16 protein-coding genes are annotated in these 18,291 nt (G+C 65.4%); 10 read left to right on the forward strand and 6 right to left on the reverse strand.

Going from position 1 to position 18,291, the window contains the following annotated elements:
• From IP92_RS29010 to rpsL, 4 genes are all read right to left on the reverse strand, one after another.
• A partial coding sequence (locus tag IP92_RS29010) for an elongation factor Tu (RefSeq protein ID WP_145882052.1) occupies positions 1-728 on the reverse strand: 728 nt, incomplete at its 3' end.
• A 74-nt stretch (positions 729-802) separates the two neighbouring features.
• The gene (gene fusA / locus IP92_RS29015) at positions 803-2,908 is read right to left on the reverse strand and encodes an elongation factor G (RefSeq protein ID WP_145882054.1); all 2,106 of its coding nucleotides are present in this window, start codon (positions 2,906-2,908) and stop codon (positions 803-805) included.
• 99 nt (positions 2,909-3,007) lie between these two features.
• Complete coding sequence (gene rpsG / locus IP92_RS29020) at positions 3,008-3,478, reverse strand: 30S ribosomal protein S7 (protein WP_145882056.1); 471 nt, start codon at positions 3,476-3,478, stop codon at positions 3,008-3,010.
• A 143-nt stretch (positions 3,479-3,621) separates the two neighbouring features.
• Complete coding sequence (rpsL, locus tag IP92_RS29025; RefSeq protein ID WP_145882058.1) at positions 3,622-4,005, reverse strand: 30S ribosomal protein S12; 384 nt, start codon at positions 4,003-4,005, stop codon at positions 3,622-3,624.
• 291 nt (positions 4,006-4,296) lie between these two features.
• On the opposite strand from rpsL, the gene IP92_RS29030 reads away from it, so the two are divergent.
• Complete coding sequence (locus IP92_RS29030) at positions 4,297-6,153, forward strand: phosphoethanolamine transferase (protein WP_145882060.1); 1,857 nt, start codon at positions 4,297-4,299, stop codon at positions 6,151-6,153.
• Between the two features lie 30 nt (positions 6,154-6,183).
• On the opposite strand, the gene IP92_RS29035 is transcribed toward IP92_RS29030, so the two are convergent.
• Together IP92_RS29035 and IP92_RS29040 are read right to left on the reverse strand one after the other, a co-directional pair.
• Positions 6,184-7,761: a MutS-related protein gene (locus IP92_RS29035; protein ID WP_145882062.1), complete on the reverse strand. Its 1,578-nt coding sequence runs from the start codon at positions 7,759-7,761 to the stop codon at positions 6,184-6,186.
• A 62-nt stretch (positions 7,762-7,823) separates the two neighbouring features.
• Positions 7,824-8,192 carry a DUF4148 domain-containing protein gene (locus tag IP92_RS29040; RefSeq protein ID WP_145882064.1) on the reverse strand — a complete coding sequence of 123 codons (369 nt, stop codon included), beginning with the start codon at positions 8,190-8,192 and terminating at the stop codon, positions 7,824-7,826.
• 259 nt (positions 8,193-8,451) lie between these two features.
• Between IP92_RS29040 and IP92_RS29045 the strand changes: the two genes are divergently transcribed.
• From IP92_RS29045 to IP92_RS29085, 9 genes are all read left to right on the forward strand, one after another.
• Complete coding sequence (locus tag IP92_RS29045; RefSeq protein ID WP_145882066.1) at positions 8,452-9,735, forward strand: efflux RND transporter periplasmic adaptor subunit; 1,284 nt, start codon at positions 8,452-8,454, stop codon at positions 9,733-9,735.
• A 19-nt stretch (positions 9,736-9,754) separates the two neighbouring features.
• Positions 9,755-10,447, forward strand: a complete 693-nt coding sequence (locus IP92_RS29050; protein ID WP_145882068.1) for an ABC transporter ATP-binding protein — start codon at positions 9,755-9,757, stop codon at positions 10,445-10,447.
• Positions 10,448-10,456: 9 nt separating this feature from the next.
• Positions 10,457-11,779, forward strand: a complete 1,323-nt coding sequence (locus IP92_RS29055) for an ABC transporter permease (protein WP_229419026.1) — start codon at positions 10,457-10,459, stop codon at positions 11,777-11,779.
• A gap of 10 nt (positions 11,780-11,789) precedes the next feature.
• Complete coding sequence (locus tag IP92_RS29060) at positions 11,790-13,034, forward strand: ABC transporter permease (protein ID WP_145882070.1); 1,245 nt, start codon at positions 11,790-11,792, stop codon at positions 13,032-13,034.
• Positions 13,035-13,052: 18 nt separating this feature from the next.
• Positions 13,053-14,390 (forward strand): sigma-54-dependent transcriptional regulator, encoded by a 1,338-nt coding sequence (locus tag IP92_RS29065; RefSeq protein WP_145882073.1) that lies wholly within the window; start codon positions 13,053-13,055, stop codon positions 14,388-14,390.
• Positions 14,390-15,730 carry a sensor histidine kinase gene (locus tag IP92_RS29070; RefSeq protein WP_145882075.1) on the forward strand — a complete coding sequence of 447 codons (1,341 nt, stop codon included), beginning with the start codon at positions 14,390-14,392 and terminating at the stop codon, positions 15,728-15,730. The genes IP92_RS29065 and IP92_RS29070 overlap by 1 nt, the downstream gene beginning before the upstream one ends.
• Before the next feature lie 133 nt (positions 15,731-15,863).
• On the forward strand, positions 15,864-16,370 hold the full coding sequence (locus tag IP92_RS29075) for an FxDxF family PEP-CTERM protein (RefSeq protein ID WP_158206781.1): 507 nt from the start codon (positions 15,864-15,866) through the stop codon (positions 16,368-16,370).
• 144 nt (positions 16,371-16,514) lie between these two features.
• The gene (locus tag IP92_RS29080) at positions 16,515-17,003 is read left to right on the forward strand and encodes an FxDxF family PEP-CTERM protein (protein ID WP_145882079.1); all 489 of its coding nucleotides are present in this window, start codon (positions 16,515-16,517) and stop codon (positions 17,001-17,003) included.
• Positions 17,004-17,155: 152 nt separating this feature from the next.
• Positions 17,156-18,139 (forward strand): IS1595 family transposase, encoded by a 984-nt coding sequence (locus IP92_RS29085; RefSeq protein ID WP_145882115.1) that lies wholly within the window; start codon positions 17,156-17,158, stop codon positions 18,137-18,139.
• Positions 18,140-18,291: the final 152 nt, after the last annotated feature.

An 18,291-nucleotide genomic window follows, 5' to 3' on the forward strand; every position in this document is an offset into this window, starting at 1 on the left:
TCGCCGACCTTGATCACGCCGCGCTCGACACGACCGGTCACCACGGTACCGCGGCCGGAGATCGAGAACACGTCTTCCACCGGCATCAGGAACGTGCCGTCCACGGCGCGCTCAGGCGTCGGGATGTAGGTGTCCAGTGCATCGGCCAGACGCATGATGCAGTCTTCGCCCATCTCGCCCGGCTGGCCTTCCAGGGCCATACGTGCCGAACCTTTGATGATCGGCAGGTCGTCGCCAGGGAACTCGTACTTCGACAGCAGCTCGCGCACTTCCATTTCGACCAGTTCCAGCAGTTCTGCGTCGTCGACCAGGTCGCACTTGTTCAGGAACACGATGATGTAAGGAACGCCAACCTGACGTGCCAGCAGGATGTGTTCGCGGGTCTGCGGCATCGGGCCGTCAGCTGCGGAGCACACCAGGATCGCGCCGTCCATCTGCGCTGCGCCGGTGATCATGTTCTTGATGTAGTCGGCGTGGCCCGGGCAGTCAACGTGTGCGTAGTGGCGGGAAGCCGTTTCGTACTCGACGTGTGCGGTGTTGATCGTGATGCCGCGTGCTTTTTCTTCCGGAGCAGCGTCGATCTGGTCGTAGGCCTTCGCTTCGCCGCCGAATTTCTTCGACAGGACGGTTGCGATAGCAGCGGTCAGGGTGGTCTTGCCGTGGTCAACGTGACCGATGGTGCCAACGTTCACGTGCGGTTTAGTCCGCTCGAACTTCTCTTTTGCCATTTTGAATCTTCCTTAGAACTATGATTTAAGGTTGTCCGGCCGGGGTTGTGCCCCGGCCGGTAAACGCTCGTGGATTACTTAGCTTTAGCAGTGACGATCGCGTCGATGACGTGCTTCGGCGCTTCGGCGTAGTGCTTGAATTCCATCGTGTACGTTGCACGGCCTTGCGTTGCGGAACGCAGCGAGGTCGAGTAACCGAACATTTCCGACAGCGGAACTTCGGCCTTGATGATCTTGCCGCCGCCGCCCGGGATTTCGTCCATGCCCTGCACCATGCCGCGACGGGACGACAGGTCGCCCATCACGTTACCGGCGTAGTCTTCCGGCGTTTCCACTTCCACGGCCATCATCGGCTCGAGGATAACCGGATTCGCTTTACGGCAGCCGTCCTTGAACGCCATCGAGCCGGCCATGCGGAATGCATTTTCGTTCGAGTCGACGTCGTGGTACGAACCGAAGGTCACCGTCACTTTGACGTCGACAACCGGGTAACCAGCCAGCACGCCGGTGGTCAGCGTTTCACGCACGCCTTTTTCCACCGCCGGGATGTATTCACGCGGAATCACACCACCCTTGATCGCGTCGACGAACTCAAAGCCTTTGCCCGGCTCCTGCGGTTCGATCGTCAGCACGGCGTGGCCGTACTGGCCGCGACCACCGGACTGCTTGACGAACTTGCCTTCCACGTCGGTCACCGTCTTGCGGATCGTTTCGCGGTATGCAACCTGCGGCTTGCCGACGGTCGCTTCCACGCCGAATTCGCGCTTCATGCGGTCGACGATAATTTCCAGGTGCAGCTCGCCCATACCGCCGATGATGGTCTGACCGGATTCTTCGTCGGTCTTGACGCGGAACGACGGATCTTCCTGGGCCAGGCGGTTCAGTGCCAGACCCATTTTTTCCTGGTCGGACTTGGTCTTCGGCTCGACTGCCTGCTGGATCACCGGCTCAGGGAAGACCATGCGTTCCAGCACGATCATCGAGGTCGGGTCGCACAGCGTTTCGCCGGTCGTCACGTCTTTCAGGCCCACGGCAGCGGCGATGTCGCCAGCGCGCACTTCCTTGATCTCTTCACGCTGGTTGGCGTGCATCTGCAGAATACGGCCCAGGCGCTCTTTACGGTTCTTGACCGAGTTCAGCACGGTGTCGCCCGAGTTCACGGTACCGGAGTACACGCGGAAGAAGGCCAGCTGGCCGACGAACGGGTCGGTCATGATCTTGAATGCCAGGGCGGCGAACTTCTCTTCGTCCGAAGCCTTGCGGGTGACCGGCTGCTCGTCGTCGTCGGTACCTGCGACCGGCGGAATGTCCACTGGCGACGGCAGGTATTCGATGACGGCGTCCAGCATTGCTTGCACGCCTTTGTTCTTGAACGCGGTACCGCACAGCATCGGCACGATTTCCGAAGCGATCGTACGGGCGCGCAGCGCCTTCTTGATCTCTTCTTCGGACAGGTCGCCCTCTTCCAGGTACTTGTTCATCAGCTCTTCGCTGGACTCGGCGGCGGCTTCGACCATCTTCTCGCGCCATTCCTGGGCTTGCGCCTGCAGTTCAGCCGGGATGTCCTTGTAGTCGAACTTCATGCCCTGGGATGCGTCGTCCCAGATGATCGCCTTCATCTTGACCAGGTCGACCACGCCGGCGAACGAATCTTCGGCGCCGATCGGGATCTGGATCAGGACCGGGTTCGCCTTCAGGCGAGCGCGCATCTGCTCGTAGACCTTGAAGAAGTTGGCACCGGTACGGTCCATCTTGTTGACGAACGCCAGACGCGGCACTTTGTACTTGTTAGCCTGACGCCACACGGTTTCCGACTGCGGCTGCACGCCACCCACGGCGCAGTAGACCATGCAAGCGCCGTCCAGCACGCGCATCGAACGTTCCACTTCGATCGTGAAGTCGACGTGGCCCGGGGTATCGATGATGTTGATGTGGTGCGGCTGGAAGTTGTTGGCCATGCCTTTCCAGAAGCAGGTCGTCGCGGCGGACGTAATCGTGATGCCGCGCTCTTGTTCCTGCTCCATCCAGTCCATGGTGGCTGCGCCGTCGTGGACTTCACCAATCTTGTGGTTCACGCCGGTGTAGAACAGCACGCGCTCAGTCGTCGTCGTCTTACCTGCGTCGATGTGAGCGGAGATACCGATGTTGCGGTAGCGCTCAATGGGGGTCTTGCGGGCCATAATGAGATCCTAAATCTTTGAATGGACAAAACCGAGCGACATTTCAAAAGCAAAATGCGCCCGGCTTGAACAAATGGCCGGACATGCCGGCCGGACTGTTTAGAAGCGGAAGTGCGAGAACGCCTTGTTCGCTTCTGCCATGCGGTGCACTTCGTCACGGCGCTTCATCGCGCCGCCGCGGCCTTCCGCAGCTTCCATCAGCTCGCCACCCAGGCGTTGCGGCATGGATTTTTCGCTGCGCTTGTTCGCAGCTTCACGCAGCCAACGCATGGACAGGGCCAGGCGGCGCACTGGGCGCACTTCAACCGGCACCTGGTAGTTCGCGCCACCGACGCGACGGGACTTCACTTCCACCATGGGCTTGGCGTTGTTGATCGCTGCTGCGAACACTTCCAGCGGATCCTTGCCGGATTTTTGCTGGATATGGTCGAACGCACCGTAGATGATGTTTTCAGCAACCGACTTCTTGCCGGACAGCATCAGAACGTTGACGAACTTGGCGACTTCCGTGTTTCCGTATTTTGGATCCGGCAGAATCTCGCGCTTGGGTACTTCACGACGACGTGGCATTTTAAATTCCTTCCTGTCTTCAGTTGAGTGCCTCTTGATCGGCACTCGCGGAGGGCCCTCATGACCTTCCACTTACTCGGCCTCGCGGCCGCCTCAACTCATTAAGTATTGCAACCGAGCGGTGCGCTCAGTGTGCAAGCAAATTACTTCTTGGCTGCTTTGGCGCGCTTGGCACCGTACTTCGAGCGAGCCTGCTTACGATCCTTGACGCCCTGGGTATCCAGCGAGCCGCGGACCATGTGGTAACGCACACCCGGCAAGTCTTTCACACGGCCGCCGCGAATCAGCACGACCGAGTGTTCCTGCAGGTTGTGGCCTTCACCGCCGATGTACGAAATGACTTCGAAACCGTTGGTCAGACGCACTTTGGCGACTTTACGCAGTGCCGAGTTCGGCTTCTTCGGAGTGGTGGTGTACACGCGGGTGCACACGCCACGCTTTTGCGGGCAGTTTTCAAGTGCCGGCGATTTGCTCTTCACGACCGCTGCGGTACGTGGGCTGCGAATCAGTTGATTGATGGTTGGCATCGTTCCTAATCCAACAAAATTACTGCATTGACAACCCATGCTGCTTTTCGCATATGCATGGGGGCTAAAACCAGTCTCGGGGCCTGCACATACAGGCGCAAACGGCCACCCTCGGTGGAGGCGGCCTGGAAAAACGCGTATACGATGTGCAGACTAAATTGAGAACTCGCGAGTATAAACGGCCCCGTTGACACCGTCAACAGCTTTGCAAATCAATTAGGCAAGGCAACAGCCTGCGCGGCGTGCCGCAAAAGCCCCCATAATAGCGCCCGTCGCGACTTGCCAGCCCCTATGCCACTCCTTCCGCCTCGTCCATCGCTGCCGCCCGCACTGTCGCGCCTCGCCAACGCCCCCCTCCGGGCCGTGCTGGGGAACCTCTTCGTCCTGCTGAGCTATCTCGCCCTGTCGGCGGTGCCGTGGATCCGCATCCTGCTGGGCAATCCGGTCAACGACGGCTGGCAGATCCTCGGCATCGAGATCGCCGCCTGGACGGCCGTGTGGGCGCTGTTCAAGCGCCCCGCCTGGTTCCACTGGCTGCTGATCCCCGCCTTCATGGCCCTGCCCACCGAAATCTACCTGCTGGTGTTCTACGGCCAGGGCATCTCGACGCACCACCTGGGCATCCTGGCGGAAACGAGCCCACGGGAAGCGCTGGAATTCCTCGGCCACAAGGTGTGGACGATGCTGGCCGTGATGGTGCTCGTCGCCGCGTGGTGGGTGGCCACGTTCCGCGCCGCCCGGCAGACCCGCGACCTGGACTGGAACGGCCCGTCGCGCTGGGTGGCCCTCGGCATGCTGGGCGCGTTCGCGCTGGTGGCCACGTATGCGTGGGAATTCGGCGGCGGCCGCCCGCCCGCCTCGGCGTCCGCCAGCGCCAGCGCCAACGCGGCCGACGGCGACGGCGTGCACGTGACCGGATGGAAGCTGCCGCCGCTGCCCGCCTGGGCCACGCCGCCGGTGCACTTCGACGCGTTCATCGATTCCTGGCCGTTCGGCCTGGCCGCGCGGGGCTACGACTTCTATCGCGAGCGGCGCTACCTGGCACAGCTGAACGAAACGAGCCGCAACTTCAAGTTCGACGCCGACCAGCGCGCACCGGACGAGGTGCCGGAAACCATCGTGCTCGTCATCGGCGAATCGTCGCGCCAGGACCGCTGGCGCCTGTTCGGCTACCAGCGCGACACCAATCCGCTGCTGGCCCAGGAAGCGAACATCGTGGCGCTGCCGGACGTGATCACGTCCGTCTCGGCCACGCGGCTGTCGGTGCCCGTCATCATCTCGCGCAAGCCGGCGCGGCAAAGCCTGAAGGACGGCTTCAACGAGAAGTCGTTCATCACCGCCTACAAGGAAGCGGGCTTCAAGACGTGGTGGCTGTCGAACCAGATCTCGTTCGGCAAGTTCGACACGCCCGTCTCCGTGTTCGCCCGCGAGGCCGACGTGGTGCAGTTCATGAACCTGGGCGGCTTCTCGAACAAGTCGAACCACGACGAAGTGCTGTTCGAGCCGCTGCGCCAGGCGATGGCCGAGCGCAGCCCGAAAAAGCTGATCGTGCTGCACACGCTGGGCAGCCACTGGAACTACAGCCAGCGCTACCCGCAGCGCTTCGACCGCTGGCAGCCCTCGCTGTTCGGCGTCGACAACCCTGTCTACACGGACATCGCGATCAAGGAACAGCTGAACAACAGCTACGACAACGCGATCCTGTACACGGACTGGTTCCTGGCCCAGACGATCGAGCGGCTGAAAGGCACGCTGACGCCGACCGCGCTGCTGTACGTGGCGGACCACGGCCAGACGCTGTACGACGGCACCTGCCGCCTCGCCTTCCACGGCCACAACACGCAGTACGAATTCCGCGTGCCGGCATTCATGTGGTACTCCGACCAGTACCGCGACCGCTACCCGGACAAGGTGAAGCAGCTGGCGCGCCACCGCAAGGCGAAGCTGGCGACGGAAAACATGTTCCACACGCTGCTCGACATGGCCGACATCCGCTACCCCGGCGAGCGCCTCGAATGGAGCGTGCTGTCGCCCACATTCAAGCGCCACACGCGCTGGGTCGACAGCTACGGCTGGACCGACTACGACAACGCCACGCTGAAGGGCGACTGCCGCGAGGTCATCGCGAAGAAGCCGAAGAAGCGGTAACGGAAACGGCTCAGTTCGTGTCCCCTGGGGTCAGACCCCAGATCGGGACACGAGCTCGGCCGTGTCGTGCAACGCCGGCGCCGGGCCGGCGTCCTCGCCGCGCGCATGCCGCGTCAGCCAGGCGTGCACGCGCAGCGCGTCGCGTTCGATGTCGGCGCCGAAATCGTAGGCCGCCATCAGCCCGATCCCGTTGGTTTTCTCCAGCACGCCGGGGCGCACGCCGAGCCGGCCCTGCGCGTCCTCTTCGACGCACAGCGGCGCGAGCCGTTCGCGCAGTAACGGGGCCAGCGTCAGGTTGTGCGACGACACGATCACCAGATGCCGCCGCGCCAGCGCGTTCAACACCGCGGTGGCCGCCGAGACGGATTCCAGGTGGTTGGTACCGCGGAAGATCTCGTCGACGATGAACACGGCCGGGCCCTGCTCCGCCAACGTCATCAGCTCGCGGGCACGGCGCAGTTCCGCCATGTAGAGGCTTTCGCCGCCCTCCAGCGCATCCTCGCTGTGCATGCTGGTATGCACCGGCAAGCGGGGCACGCAGGCCGCGCTCGCGTAGCAGAAGCCGAACGCGCGTGCCGTGATCAGATTGAGGCCCAAGGTGCGCAACAGCGTGCTCTTGCCCGTGCCGTTGCGCCCGGAGATGAAGGCGCCCGTGCCGTCCAGCGCGAGCGACAGCGGCACGGCATCCTCCAGCAGCGGATGGACGACATCTGTCAGCGTCAGTTCGCCCGCGCCGGCCGGCTGCGCCCAGCAGAAGCGCGCCGCGGCCAGATGCGCCGCCAGCGTGCAATCGGCTTCCAGCGCCGCGACCAGCAGCAGGCTGGCACGCACCGCTTCCAGATTGGTCGTCAATGCCGTACGGGTGGCGAAATAGCGCCGCACGTTCGCCTGCATGAACCATTCGCGGTACTCGCGCGAACCGGACACCGTGTCCGCCAGCGGCAGCGCGAAGGCCGGCCGCAACCGGTCCGCGGCCTGCGCACCCGGTGCGAAGCAGGCCAGCCACGGCGAGTGCGTGCGCGCATGCTCCTCGCCCAGCGCACGGTGCGCGTCGAGCAGCACGCGCAGCGGCAGCAAGGCGCGGTCCCATTCGGTGGCGCGCGTCATCCACACGGTCTGCACGGCGATCAGCCCGAACGCCAGCACCACCGCGGCGATCCAGGCGGCCGGCCACCAGAACGCCAGCGCCATGCTGGCCACAAGGAGCAGCGGCAGCAGCCAAAGCCAGCGCGGCCACGCCGGCGCGGGCGGCAGCGGTGCGCCGAACACGTGCTCGCTGATGTCGGCGTCGGCGTGGCGCAGCGGCCGGCAGATGTGCTGCAGCCGGGTGCGCAACGCCGGATCGTCCACCAGGGCACGCACCCGGGCGACGTCGGCCTGCGCCCCGCCGCGCAGCCGGTGGTACAGCATCTGGCGGCCGAAGATGCTGGTGCCCGGCGCCAGCCGGTCCGCATACGCGTCGAGCATCAGGTCACGCGCGCTCTGGTCGTCGACGCGGCCAGGCTGGTCGTGCGCCAGGAGGTCGTGCAGCCGTGCCACGTCCGTACGCGGGAAGGGATGATCGGCGATCTCGCCGTCCGCGCCCGTCAGCCAATCCAGTATGCCCATCGCCGCCCTTGCCGTGTCAGAGCGGGCAATGTACCGATGAGCATCGCGGTTGGCAAGCGCGATCAGTAGGCGGCGGGATAGTGGTCGCCGGCGACCAGCGTGCCGGCCGCGCGCGCGGCGGCCAGCTCGGCGCGGACGGTGGCGCGGGGCACCGGCTGCGGCGCCGGGAACGGGCCCGGATACGCTTCGCCTTCGGCCAGCGTGCCGGCCGTACGCGCGGCGGCCAGTTCGGCCAGCACGTCGGCGCGGCTGCGCACGGACGGGGCATAGACGTCAGCCTGATAACCTTCGCCGCCGGACGACAGCGTCCCGGCGGCGCGGGCGGCCAGCACCTCGGCGCGCACCTGCTCGCGGGTCAGGCCTTCGGCGGACGCTGCGCCGGCGGCGGCAAGGGCAATGGTCAGGAACAGTGCTTTCATCGTGGTTTTCATCTTGGACTCCATGGTTGGTTGCGATGGGTCCATTAGACCGTTCCGATGTGTACCCGGTGTGTCCACGCACCGGGCCGGGCGTATGCCAGCGTGTCGGCGTGGGCGCCGGATACATGAGCGTACAAATCTCCCGCCCCGGACGATCGCGGACAGCGGCGGACAGCGGACACGCGCGGCCGCCCATGAATGAAATCAAGTACTTAGGCAGTGGCACGGATCCTGCATAGCAATGCGGCAACAACACCAACACGCAGCCACCATGATTCGCGACACCTCCCACCAGGACACCGTCCTTGCCCCACCCGCCAGCCACCTGCGCAAGCGCCGCGCGCTGCAGGCCGGTGGTGCACTCGCCGCCGTTGCCGCCGTGGCCATGGCCGCGTACTGGGCGGTCGGCACCTGGAGCGCCAGCGAGCATTCCGTCAGCGCGGCGCGGCTGCGTATCGCCGAAGTCACGCGCGGCACGCTGATCCGCGATGCCGCCGTCAACGGCCGCATCGTCGCCGCCGTCAGTCCTACGCTGTATTCGACGGCGCCCTCGTCCACCGTGACCTTGAAGGTACGCGCCGGCGACACCGTGAAACGGGGCGACGTGCTGGCCGTGCTGGAATCGCCGGACCTGACGGACGAACTGAAAAAGGAGCAATCGAGCTACCAGGAACTGGTGGCCGAAGTGGCGCGTCAGCAGATCCTCGCGCGCAAGCAGAAGCTGCTGGCGCAGCGCGACGCGGACACGGCGGAGATCGACCGGCTGTCCGCCCAGCGCACGCTGGAGCGCTACGACGGTGTGGCCAACGAAGGCGTCGTCGCGAAGATCGACTACCAGAAGGCGAAGGATGCGCTGCGCGCCGCCGAGGTCCGCGCCCGCCATGCGAACCAGGCTTCCGCGCTGGAGAAGGACGACGTCGACCTGGCGCTGCGCACCAAGACCGCGCAGCTGGAGCGGCAGAAGCTCGTGCTGGCCAATGCCCAGCGCCGCGTCGACGAATTGACGGTGCGCGCGCCGGTCGATGGCTTCATCGGCACGCTGAACGTGGCCAACCGCAGCGTCGTGCAGGCCAACACGCCGTTGATGACGCTGGTGGACCTGTCCGCGCTGGAAGTGGAACTGGAAGTGCCGGAGACGTACGTGAACGACCTGGGCATCGGCATGCGCGCGGAGATCACGGTCAACGGCGCGACCAGCAGCGGCAAACTGTCCGCGCTGTCGCCCGAGGTCGTGAAGAACCAGGTGCTGGCGCGCGTGCGCTTCGAAGGCAAACAGCCGGACGGCCTGCGCCAGAGCCAGCGCGTGCAGGCGCGCCTGCTGATCGACGAGAAGCCGAATGTGCTGCTGCTGCCGCGCGGCCCGTTCGTCGAATCGGAAGGCGGCCGCTATGCCTACCTGGTGCAGGACGGCGTCGCGGTGCGTACGCCGATCCGGATGGGCGCCACCAGCATCAATGCCGTCGAGATCATCTCCGGCCTGAAACAAGGCGACAAGGTCGTTGTCGCCGGTACCGAAACGTTCGAGAACGCCAAGCGCGTCTCCATCAACCGCTGATCTTTTCAAAGAGGCCACCATGCTGCGCATGCAAAACCTGAGCAAAGTCTATCGCACCCACATGATCGAGACACACGCGCTGCGCGGCTTCGAGATCCACGTGAAGCAGGGCGAATTCGTCACCGTCACGGGGCCTTCCGGCTCGGGCAAGACGAGCTTCCTGAACATCGCCGGACTGCTGGAGGACTTCACGTCCGGCGAGTACATCCTGGACGGCATCAACGTGAAGGGCATGGACGACAATGCCCGCTCGCGGCTGCGCAACGAGAAGCTGGGCTTCATCTTCCAGGGCTTCAACCTGATCCCCGACCTGTCGTTGTTCGATAACGTCGACGTGCCGCTGCGCTACCGCGGCTTCAACGCGGCCGAACGCCGCGAACGCATCGAGGACGCGCTGGCCAAGGTGGGCCTGGCGTCGCGGATGAAGCACTACCCTGCCGAACTGTCCGGCGGCCAGCAGCAGCGCGTGGCGATCGCCCGCGCGCTGGCCGGTTCGCCGAAGCTGCTGCTCGCCGACGAACCGACCGGCAACCTCGATACGCAGATGGCGCGCGGCGTGATGGAGCTGCTCGAGGAGATCAATGCGCAGGGCACGACGATCCTGATGGTCACGCACGATCCGGAACTGGCCGCGCGCTCGCAGCGCAACGTGCACATCATCGACGGCCAGGTGTCGGACCTGGTGAAGAAGTCGCCCACGCTGGCGGCATAAGGAACTCTCATGTCCAACGGTATGTTCGGCTATTACTTCAAGCTGGGCGTGCGCAACCTGCGCCGCAATCCCGCGCTCACCAGCCTGATGGTGCTGACGTTGGCCATCGGCGTGGCCGCCAGCATCGCCACGCTGACGATCCTGCACGTCATGTCCGGCAATCCGATGCCGCACAAGAGCGACCGGCTGATCGTGCCGGTGTTCGACAACGGCAGTCTGGAAAGCTATTCGCCGGGCGAGCAGCCGGACGATGCCCAGCTGACCCACCGCGACGCGATGAACCTGCTTGCCAGTGGCCAGGGCGTTCGCCGCACGGCCATCATGGGCGTGGGCGGCTCGATCCAGCCGGAACGCAAGGACATCGCGCCGTTCGTCGTCGGGGGCGCCGCTCCCACGCGCGACTTCTTCGCGATGTTCGAGATTCCGTTCCTGTACGGGCAGGCCTGGACGGAGGCGGACGACAAGGCCGGGGCCGACGTGATCGTGCTGACACGCGCGCTGTCCGAAAAACTGTACGGCAACGTCAATCCGGTGGGCCGGCGCCTGCGCTACAGCGGCTTCGACTACCTGATCACGGGCGTCATCGACAAGTGGGATCCGGTGCCGCGCTTCCACCGCATCATCGGCATGGGTGCGTTCGACAGCGAGGACGAGTTGTTCGTGCCGCTGGCCTCGGCCACGCGTCACGAGTGGAGCAACAACGGCAGCACAACCTGCACCACCGATTTCGACGCCGGCTACCAGTCCTTCCTCGATTCCGAATGCACGTGGATCCAGTTCTGGTTCGAACTGCATTCCGCGGCCGACCGCGCCGCGCTGCAGGACTGGGTCGACGGTTACGCGGCCGAGCAACGCAAGCTGGGCCGGTTCAAGCGCAACTCGCCGAACAAGCTGTACGACCTGGTCGAATGGCTCGAGTACCAGAAAGTGGTGGGCAACGACAGCAAGCTGTCCGCGTCGCTTGCCTTCGGCTTCCTGTTGCTGTGCCTCGTCAACACGATCGGCCTGCTGCTGGCGAAGTTCTCCGTGCGGGCGCCGGAAGTGGGCGTGCGCCGCGCACTGGGCGCGTCGCGCCGCGAGATCTTCCACCAGTTCCTGATCGAGACGGGCGTCATCGGCCTGGCCGGCGGTGTGCTCGGCCTCGTGCTCGCGCTGGCCGCGCTGGCGCTGATCTCGCTGCAGTCGAAGGCATTGGCGATCGTCGCACGCATGGACTGGCTGATGCTGATCGTGACGTTCGTGATGGCCGTGGCCGCGGCGCTGCTGGCCGGCCTGCTGCCGACGTGGCGCGCGTGCCAGGTGACGCCCGCGCTGCAACTGAAATCGCAATAAGGGGAATCCCATGGAATTTCGTCCCATCCTGTCCGCCCTGATGCGCAGCAAGACCGGCCCCATCCTCGTAGCCGTGCAGGTCGCGCTCAGCCTGGCCATCCTCGCCAACGCGCTGCACATCGTCAGCGAGCGGCAGGCGGTGGCCGGCCGCGTGTCCGGCGTGCTGCGCGAGGAAGACATCTTCCACGTTCGGATCAACGAACTGAAGACCGGAAGCACGTTCAACGAGATGGTTGCCACGCAGGACCGCTATCGCGACTTGCTGCGGGCGATTCCCGGCGTGCTGTCGGTGGCGCAGACGAACCAGGTACCGCTGTCCCGCTCGGGCAATAACACGAGCATGTCGGCCGAGCGCGGTCAGACCCGCCCGACCACCGGGGCGGCCTTCTACGTGTCGCCCGATTCGCTGGTGAAGACGTGGGGACTGAAGCTCGTCGAGGGCCGCGATTTCCTGCCCACCGAGAGCGAAAACGTGGACGTATCCAAGCAGGTGAAGGAGGCCGATGTCGTCATCGTCACGCAGGCGCTGGCGAAGAAGGTGTGGCCGGATGCTGCCTCGGTGATCGGCAAGACCATCTACTTCGGCAGGGGCAAGGATGCCGCCGGCACGCGCGTGGTGGGCGTCGTCGAACGGCTGCAGTCGACCGGCGCCGAGGTGGGTGAGCGGGGCGAGATGTCGATCATCCAGCCGATGCGACGCATCCAGGCGCCGCCCCGCGCGATGTACACGGTGCGCGCCGAGCCGGGGCAACGCGACCGGCTGATGAAGGAAGCCGAGGAAGTGCTGCGCAAGGATGCCAACAACCAGTTGATCGTGCGCACCAAGACGCTGGAAGGTGACCGCAAGGACCGCTACCGCGCCGACCGTGGCCTGGCGTGGATGCTGATCTCCGTGTCCGTGCTGCTGATGCTGGTGACGGCCAGCGGCATCGTCGGCATGGCCAGCCTGTGGGTCACGCAGCGGCGCAAGCAGATCGGCGTGCGGCGTGCGCTGGGGGCCCGCAGGATCGACATCCTGCGCTACTTCATCGTCGAGAACGTGATGATCACTAGTGCCGGCGTGGCCGCCGGCCTGCTGGGCGCGCTGGCGCTGAACCACCTGCTCGTCACCAGCCTGGAACTGGGCCGGCTGCCGGCCGGCTACCTGCTGGCCGGCGCCGCGATCTTCCTGGCATTGGGTATCGCCGCCGTGTACGGACCGGCATGGCGCGCGGCCAGCATTTCGCCGGCCACCGCCACCCGCGGGGTCGTGTAGGGATGGTATTCTGACGGCATGCCTACCGTACTGATCATCGACGACAATGCCGCCATCACGATGGCGCTCGAAGTGCTGTTCTCGCTGCACGACATCGCCGCCCTGAAGGCCGCCGCACCGGACGAGGGCCTGGCGCTGCTGGAGCGGCACGCGAGCGTCGTCGACCTCGTCATTCAGGACATGAACTTCACGGCCGACACCACGTCCGGCGAGGAAGGCGTGGCGCTATTCCAGGCGATCCGCCGGCGCCACCCGGACCTGCCGGTGATCCTGCTGACGGCGTGGACGCATCTCGATGCGGCCGTGGACCTGATCAAGGCCGGCGCGGCCGACTACCTGGCCAAGCCGTGGAACGACCAGCGCCTGATCGCCACCGTGAAGAACCTGCTGGAACTGGGCCAGGCCAACCGGGTGCTGGGCCAGCGCCTGCAGGGCGAGCTGCGCCAGCGGCGCGAGCTGGAACAGCACGACCTGCGCGGCATGGTGTGGCAGGACCCGGCCACCGAGCGCGTGATCCACCTGGCCTGCCAGGTCGCGCGCGCCGACGTGCCGGTGCTGATCAGTGGGCCGAACGGCACCGGCAAGGAGCGCATCGCGGAAATCATCCAGGCCAATTCCGCCGTGCGCGACGGCCCGTTCGTCGTGCTCAATTGCGGCGCCCTGCCGGCCGAACTGATCGAGGCGGAACTGTTCGGCGCCGACGCCGGCGCCTACACCGGCGCGTCGAAGGCCCGCGAAGGCAAGTTCGAAGCGGCCGATGGCGGCACGCTGTTTCTCGACGAAATCGGCAACCTGCCGCTGGCCGGGCAGATGAAGCTGTTGCGGGTGCTGGAGACGGGGCGCTTCGAGCGCCTCGGCTCGAACCGCGAACGGCAGGTGCAGGTACGCATCGTCAGCGCGACGAATGCCGACCTGCCGGCGATGATCCGCGCCGGCACCTTCCGCGAAGACCTGTACTACCGCCTCAACGTGATCGAACTGAAGCTGCCGGCGCTGGCCAGCCGCCCCGGCGACATCCTGCCGCTGGCGCGCTACTTCCTCGGTGCCGGCAAGGTGCTGCGGCCCGATGCGGAAGCGGCGCTGCTGGCGCACCCGTGGCCCGGCAATGTGCGCGAGCTGAAGAACGTGATGGCACGCGCCCGGCTGCTGTCGGCCGGGGCGGACGTCGGCGTGGCCGACCTCGGGCTGCCCGCCGCGGCCGCGCCCGCGCTGCCGGATGCGGAACCGGACCGCGACGCGATCAGTCTGGCGCTGACGCGGGCGAACGGCGTGGTGGCGCAAGCCGCCGCGGACCTGGGGCTGTCACGCCAGGCGCTGTACCGGCGCATGGAGCGCCTCGGCATCGCCCGGCCCTGATGGCCCGCCCGCGCGCGTTGCGATTGTCCTTGCTGACCAGGTGGTCGGCCCTGGTGGGCACGCTGCTGACCGTCGGCATCCTCGTCGCGCTGGCGCTCGAGCACTACTTCCCGGACCGGCCCCTGTTCGTGCTGGGCGTGTGCCTGCTGTGCGTTGTGCCGCTGTCGATCATCACGATCCGCTCGCAACTGGCGCCGATGCTGTCGCTGTACCGCGCGCTGGCCGGTACTGTCACGAGCTACCGCGACGGCGACTTCTCGTTCAGCCTGCACTGGCCGCAAAACGACGAACTGCGCGACCTGGTGGCCGCCCACAACGCGCTCGGCGAAGTGCTGCGCGAGCAGCGGCTCAATCTCGTCCAGCGCGAACTGCTGCTCGACACGATGGTGCAGAACACGCCGGTGGCGATGCTGCTGGTGGCGGACGCCGGTGCGATCGTCTACGCGAACCTGGCTGCGCGCCACCTGCTCTGCGAAGGCCGCAAGCTGGAAGGCCACCGCCTCGACGAATTGCTCGAGCGCTCCGCTGCGGCGTTGCGCGATGCCGTGGCTCGCGGCGGCGACGGGCTGTTCACGACGGGCGAAGGCGAGAACGAGGAAGTGTTCCACCTGGCGCGGCGGCGCTTCAACCTGAACGGCCGGCGCCACGAACTGCTGCTGCTGCGCCAGCTGACCCTGGAGCTGCGGCGCCAGGAAGTGCAGACGTGGAAGAAGGTGATCCGCGTGATCAGCCACGAGTTGAACAATTCGCTGGCACCGTTGACGTCGCTGGCGCATTCCGGTGCCGAGCTGGTGCGCCGCGGCCAGACCGAGCGGCTGCCGCAAATCCTCGCGACGATCGAGGAACGCACGCGCCACTTGGAAGGCTTCATCCTCGGCTATGCCCGCTTTGCCAAGCTGCCCGCGCCGCGGCTGGCGACGCAGCACTGGGCGCCGTTCGTCGCCGGGCTTGCCGAACAGGTGCCGTTCCAGGTGCTGGGCGAGCTGCCGCCCGAGCCGGCCGCGTTCGACGCGGCGCAGCTGGAACAGGCGTTGTTGAACCTGCTGAAGAACGCCCACGAATCCGGCTCCGCGGACACGGCCGTGACGCTGGAGATCCGCCGGCAGCAGGACGTCGTGCGGATCGAGGTACAGGACCGCGGCCCCGGCATGAGCGACACCGTGTTGACGAACGCGCTGGTGCCGTTCTACTCCACCAAGCGCAGCGGCACGGGCCTGGGCCTGGCGCTCGCGCGTGAAATCGCCGAAGCCCATGGCGGCCGGATCACGCTGGCGAATCGCGACGGCGGTGGCTTGTCGGTGACGCTGCTGCTGCCGGACCGGCCCGCTGATGCCGTATGACATGCGTCGAAAATCTTGACGAATTGAGCTTACGCATAAGTCAACCATAAAGCTCTGGCGTACCCACCTGATGGCTCTAATGTGTACTCAGGCGGTCCGCGGTGGGCCGCCGCTTTTTTCGGGGACTACAAACATGAAGCTTTCTTCCATTGCATTGGCTGCCGCGTTGGCCGTGTCCGGGGCCGCGTACGCTGACAATTCCACCACCAACGTGAACCTGGGCGGCGACGCCAACGGCACGCTGTCGGCGCACTTCGGCGTCACTCATACGGAAGCCGTGGATTTCGTCGACGTCTTCAATTTCACGCCATCCAACGGTTCGTGGTTCGTCGACTCGAGCCTGGTCACCATCGGCTTCCAGCCCGGTTCGAACATCGACTTCTACTCCGCTGAAATCAACGGCCACGCGATGACCCTGTCGCCGACCGGCACGTTCGAATACGGCTGGATGCTGAACGAGCCGATCCCCGGGCCGCTCGTGCTGACCGTGTACGGTACCGCCGAAGGCCTGATGGGCGCGGCATCGGCAAGCTACTCCGGCACGATCAACGTCAGTCCGATTCCGGAGCCATCCACCTACGGAATGCTACTCGGTGGGATGGGCATTCTCGCTTGGCTTGCACGGCGCAAGTACTCCTGAACACCGCATGTTTCCTGGGCAAAAGACGCTTCGGCGTCTTTTTTTTGTCTTATTTTGTAACCGTCCCAATAAACAATTGACAACGCCTTAAAGCTGGCTTAAGTTAGCGGCTCGACAACTTAAACCTTCGACGAGGTAATAAGCATGAAACTGAAATCTCTCGTTCTGGCAGCAGCACTGCTGCCCGCCTTCGGCTCCGCTTTCGCCGATGACTTCAACATTGACCTGAAAGGCGGCCCGACCCTGTGGTCCGCAGCTCTGGGTGCAACGCACACTGAAGGCAACTTCAGCGACACGTTCACGTTCACGAACTTCGACACGGTCGGCACCGTGTGGGGCAGCCTGATCAACAACGGCTCGACCGTCAGCGACGTCTCGTTCACGAGCGTCACGCTGAACGGCGTGGCAGTCTCCGCTGTTGACCTGGGCCCGCTGTCGATCGCTGCGATCTTCGGTCAGGAAGTGTCCGGCTCGATGACGCTGGTCGTCAACGGCATCGTGACCGGCTCCGTGGCTTCCTACGGCGGCGAAGTCTCCGTGGCCACCCCGGTACCGGAACCTGCCACCTACGGCATGATGATCGGCGGCATGGGCGTGCTGGCCTTCCTGGCCCGTCGTCGCAAGCAGCAGTAATTCCTCCCGGCTTCATCGGAAAAGGCGCTTCGGCGCCTTTTTTTTCGTCGGCGCTGTGCCCCGGCCGTGTTGGATCGAACTGAACTTTTCTCCTGTCGCGTTGTCTCAGCAGTATCGATGGCGGCGATACGGAGGCGGCGATGGACAAGCCGATGGACCCCGGCAAGTTTGAGCGGTTCCTTGGGCGGCTGCGGCGGCAACTGGAAAAGCTCACGCGCCAGCAGGTCGGCCGCACGCAGGACGAGGTGGCGGCGTATGCGGCACGCTGGCAGTGCCTGGACATCATCGAGGCGTTCGGGCGGCTGCGCAAAAAGTGCCCGCACTGCGGCCACAGACGCTTTCACCGGCACGGCTATACCTCCGGCCTGCAACGCTATCGCTGCCTCGGCTGCACGCACACGTTCTCGGCACTGACCAACACCCCACTGCTCCACCTGCGCCGGCGCGACCGCTGGCTGCCCTACTTGCAATGCATGCTCGATACGCGCACGGTACGGGCGTCAGCAACAGTGGTCGGCATCCACCGCAACACGAGTTTCCGTTGGCGCCACCGCTTCCTGAACCGCGTGGTGCACGACCGGCCGATCCCTTTGAATGGCATCGTGGAGGCCGATGAAACGTACCTGCTCGAATCGCAGAAGGGCTCGCGCTGCCTGAACCGGCCGGCCAGAAGACGTGGCGGCGTGGCGCACAGCCGCGGCATCAGCAAGGAGCACGACTGCATCCTCGTCTTGCGCGATCGCGGCGGGCAGACGCGCGACTGGTGGACGGGACGCGGCCGTGTCACCAGCAAGCAGCTGTCGTGGGCTCTGCCGGCGGCGCTGGATCAGGACGTCGTGCTGGTAACCGATGGCGCGAAGGCCTATCGCACCTTCATCGCCGCGTATCCGTTTGCCCACGTGCCGCTGAACCTCGCGGCCGGCATCCGCTCTCGCGGCCCGTACCACCTCCAGAACGTGAACAACTACCACAGCCGCTTCAAGACCTGGCTGCGCACTTTCCTCGGCGTGGCCAGTCGCTACCTGCCGAACTACCTGGGCTGGCGCCATGCGCTGGACGGCGGCCGGATTACGACGCCGGCAGGGCTGCTCAAGTCGGCGCTGGGCCTGCGCACCGGCAAGCCAGCAAGTTATTGAACGGCGGGCGAACAGGGCGAGCTGGCGAGGCCCCTCCGCACCGGGCCCTGCGCACAAGGCCGGTGCATCAACCGGCACCAACACGTTCGGGTGACAGCGCCTTTTCATCCCGCTTTGTTTCGCAGCACCCGTTGCGCCCCTGCTGGTAAACT

Source organism: Pseudoduganella flava, assembly GCF_007830495.1.
GTDB lineage: Bacteria > Pseudomonadota > Gammaproteobacteria > Burkholderiales > Burkholderiaceae_D > Rugamonas > Rugamonas flava.

Coding starts and splice junctions, on each gene's coding strand:
- fusA (WP_145882054.1), bottom strand. CDS start 2,908: ATGGCCCGCAAGACCCCCATTGAGCGCTACCGCAACATCGGTATCTCC.
- rpsG (WP_145882056.1), bottom strand. CDS start 3,478: ATGCCACGTCGTCGTGAAGTACCCAAGCGCGAGATTCTGCCGGATCCA.
- rpsL (WP_145882058.1), bottom strand. CDS start 4,005: ATGCCAACCATCAATCAACTGATTCGCAGCCCACGTACCGCAGCGGTC.
- IP92_RS29030 (WP_145882060.1), top strand. CDS start 4,297: ATGCCACTCCTTCCGCCTCGTCCATCGCTGCCGCCCGCACTGTCGCGC.
- IP92_RS29035 (WP_145882062.1), bottom strand. CDS start 7,761: ATGGGCATACTGGATTGGCTGACGGGCGCGGACGGCGAGATCGCCGAT.
- IP92_RS29040 (WP_145882064.1), bottom strand. CDS start 8,192: ATGAAAACCACGATGAAAGCACTGTTCCTGACCATTGCCCTTGCCGCC.
- IP92_RS29045 (WP_145882066.1), top strand. CDS start 8,452: ATGATTCGCGACACCTCCCACCAGGACACCGTCCTTGCCCCACCCGCC.
- IP92_RS29050 (WP_145882068.1), top strand. CDS start 9,755: ATGCTGCGCATGCAAAACCTGAGCAAAGTCTATCGCACCCACATGATC.
- IP92_RS29055 (WP_229419026.1), top strand. CDS start 10,457: ATGTCCAACGGTATGTTCGGCTATTACTTCAAGCTGGGCGTGCGCAAC.
- IP92_RS29060 (WP_145882070.1), top strand. CDS start 11,790: ATGGAATTTCGTCCCATCCTGTCCGCCCTGATGCGCAGCAAGACCGGC.
- IP92_RS29065 (WP_145882073.1), top strand. CDS start 13,053: ATGCCTACCGTACTGATCATCGACGACAATGCCGCCATCACGATGGCG.
- IP92_RS29070 (WP_145882075.1), top strand. CDS start 14,390: ATGGCCCGCCCGCGCGCGTTGCGATTGTCCTTGCTGACCAGGTGGTCG.
- IP92_RS29075 (WP_158206781.1), top strand. CDS start 15,864: ATGAAGCTTTCTTCCATTGCATTGGCTGCCGCGTTGGCCGTGTCCGGG.
- IP92_RS29080 (WP_145882079.1), top strand. CDS start 16,515: ATGAAACTGAAATCTCTCGTTCTGGCAGCAGCACTGCTGCCCGCCTTC.
- IP92_RS29085 (WP_145882115.1), top strand. CDS start 17,156: ATGGACCCCGGCAAGTTTGAGCGGTTCCTTGGGCGGCTGCGGCGGCAA.